Origin of the sequence: Pseudomonas gessardii, from assembly GCF_001983165.1 — a bacterium.
Classification (GTDB): domain Bacteria; phylum Pseudomonadota; class Gammaproteobacteria; order Pseudomonadales; family Pseudomonadaceae; genus Aquipseudomonas; species Aquipseudomonas gessardii.
In genome coordinates, this window is record NZ_MNPU01000113.1 from 1 (window position 1) to 2,195 (window position 2,195).

General features: G+C 52.8%; 4 protein-coding genes. 1 reads left to right on the forward strand and 3 read right to left on the reverse strand.

The genetic code is table 11. From position 1 onward, the window contains the following. Nucleotides 1-96, forward strand: a 96-nt coding sequence (locus BLL38_RS29785) for a transposase domain-containing protein (RefSeq protein WP_130898290.1), incomplete at its 5' end; no start/stop codon positions are given. Here the strand turns inward: BLL38_RS29785 and dmeF are convergent. The 3 genes from dmeF to BLL38_RS29800 form a co-directional block, all read right to left on the reverse strand. Beyond that, nucleotides 93-1,007 (reverse strand): CDF family Co(II)/Ni(II) efflux transporter DmeF, encoded by a 915-nt coding sequence (gene dmeF / locus BLL38_RS29790; RefSeq protein ID WP_038444672.1) that lies wholly within the window; start codon nucleotides 1,005-1,007, stop codon nucleotides 93-95. The genes BLL38_RS29785 and dmeF overlap by 4 nt on opposite strands. A gap of 11 nt (nucleotides 1,008-1,018) precedes the next feature. After that, nucleotides 1,019-1,294 carry a metal/formaldehyde-sensitive transcriptional repressor gene (locus BLL38_RS29795; protein ID WP_038444675.1) on the reverse strand — a complete coding sequence of 92 codons (276 nt, stop codon included), beginning with the start codon at nucleotides 1,292-1,294 and terminating at the stop codon, nucleotides 1,019-1,021. A 218-nt stretch (nucleotides 1,295-1,512) separates the two neighbouring features. Then, nucleotides 1,513-2,195, reverse strand: a 683-nt coding sequence (locus tag BLL38_RS29800; protein ID WP_249024859.1) for an OprD family outer membrane porin, incomplete at its 5' end; no start/stop codon positions are given.

The window sequence follows — 2,195 nt, forward strand, 5'->3', positions numbered from 1 at the left end:
CCGTATGCTTATTTGAAGGACGTCCTCACGCGCCTGCCGACGCAGCGGGCGAGTGAGATTGCGGAGCTGCTGCCGCATAGATGGCAACCGGTTTAGTTGCGCAAGGCGGGATGCCCGGACGCATACGTCGCAAGCCGTTCTCGTATGTTTTCTGCATTGACTGCTGGGCTGCCCAGAACACTCACAATCGCGGCGCGGGCTTGCGGCCCAACCTGCCAGACATGAAGATCAATGATCGAAGCATCTCCCGGTCGCTCAACCAGTTCACGAATCTCTTCAGCGACATGATCATCTGTCTGGTCGAGCAATACACCCGAAGTCACCCGCATCAACGACCAAGCCCAGCGTGCAATCACAACGGCACCCACAATCCCCATTGCAGGGTCGAGCCATACCCAACCAAGGTATCGACCAGCAAGAAGGGCTGCGATGGCCAGAACCGAAGTCAATGCATCTGCAATGACGTGAACGTATGCAGAGCGCAAATTATTGTCGTGACCATGCGCATGGTGAGACTCATCGTGGCCGTGGTCATGCCCATGGTGGTGATCATGACCGCCAGACAGCAAAAGCGCGCTCACCACATTCACTGCTAGTCCGACAATTGCGATTAGAGTCGCTGTCCCGAATTGCACTTGAGTCGGTTGAAAGAGACGAAACAGCGACTCTCCAGCAATTCCCAAGGAAACCAGTCCCAAAATCAGAGCAGAAGCGAAGCCACCCAAGTCTCCCACCTTGCCAGTTCCAAAACTGTAGCGAGCACTTGAGGCATGTCTTTTAGCGTAAGCGTAAGCAGCTGCGGCTATGCCGAGTGCTCCTGCATGCGTTGCCATGTGAAAACCATCGGCAAGCAACGCCATTGAGCCAGTGAGATAACCTGCGGTGATTTCAGCAACCATCATTACGACGGTCAGGGCCACCACCCACAAGGTTCGCTTGGCGTTTTCTTCATGTGATTTCCCAAGGAACATATGGTCGTGGGAATACTCGGCGTACGAATTACTCATCTGGGCAAATCCTATTTGGAATAGCGGCGAATGGCTTCGAGCAGCTCGTCGACACCTTTCGCTCTTTCGTCGTTGCTGAGTGTCGGATTCGCGACGTGTTCACGAGCGTGGTCTTCGATAATTTCATCCATCAGCCCATTGATAGCGCCACGGGCAGAAGCGACCAAAAGCAGAGTTTTCGAGCAGTCATCATCAGAGTCGAGTGCTCGCTCAATAGCCTGGACTTGCCCAGCGATTCGCTTTACGCGCTTAAGAAGATTGTCTTTGCTTGATCTCATATGACCCATACCATACCCCCCCTACCTATATTGAGAGTATGATCACACGTTCCAATTAGCCATACAACCCCAGGGATGCTCGCCGCCGGCGATGGATACCAACAGTTATTTCAATCCATAAAAAAAGGCGCCACTAGGGCGCCTAAGCCGTCTCCAAACCAAAGGAGAAACAAGGAGACGGGGTGTATCGGGGATAGCGGACACTTGATGCCGATGGCTAATGCCCGTTAAAGAAGTTGCAGTGGATATTCAACAATCAGTCGGACCTCGTCCAAATCAGATTCGAAATCGGTAGCTCGTGTTGTTGCTTGGCGAACACGTAAAGACATGTCCTTCAGTGAGCCGGACTGGATGACGTACTTGGCCTCTATGTCTCGCTCCCAACGCTTTTGGTCCTGCAATGGTGCACCGTCCACTCCGCGACGCATGTACACGCTGTTCGCGTTGGAATAGTCCGCATCCCAACCCTTAGCGTAGCGGGTCATGAAGCTGAGACCGGGGATGCCGAAAGCCTGCATATCTAGATCGTAGCGCAGCTGCAAGGATTGCTCTTTCGGTGAGTTGAAATCGCTGTACTGAATAGAGTTATCCAAGAAAATTGAGTCGGATTGGCGTAGGTAGTCAAAGTCGTCGTTACCATTATTGCGCTGGTACCCAACGGTCACGGTATGCGCTCCGAATTTGACCCCGGTCTTGCCGCTCCAAATGTTGTTATCGAAGCTTCCCAAAAGTTTTTTACCCTCATCAACCGCTCGGTAGTAATTAAAGCCACCGATTAGAGATACGTAAGCGCTCCATAAACCCCACCTCCCGCTGGTGGGGTTTTGCGTTTTAAAGTGGCGTTGTGGGTTTGCAGTTCCACGGCAGCAGCGCTTCGTAGCCTTCGATGCAATTGGCCTGAGGCAGGCGT

What these genes read in the sequence shown, in the direction of transcription:
- dmeF (WP_038444672.1), bottom strand. Translation starts at nt 1,007, where the DNA reads ATGAGTAATTCGTACGCCGAGTATTCCCACGACCATATGTTCCTTGGG.
- BLL38_RS29795 (WP_038444675.1), bottom strand. Translation starts at nt 1,294, where the DNA reads ATGGGTCATATGAGATCAAGCAAAGACAATCTTCTTAAGCGCGTAAAG.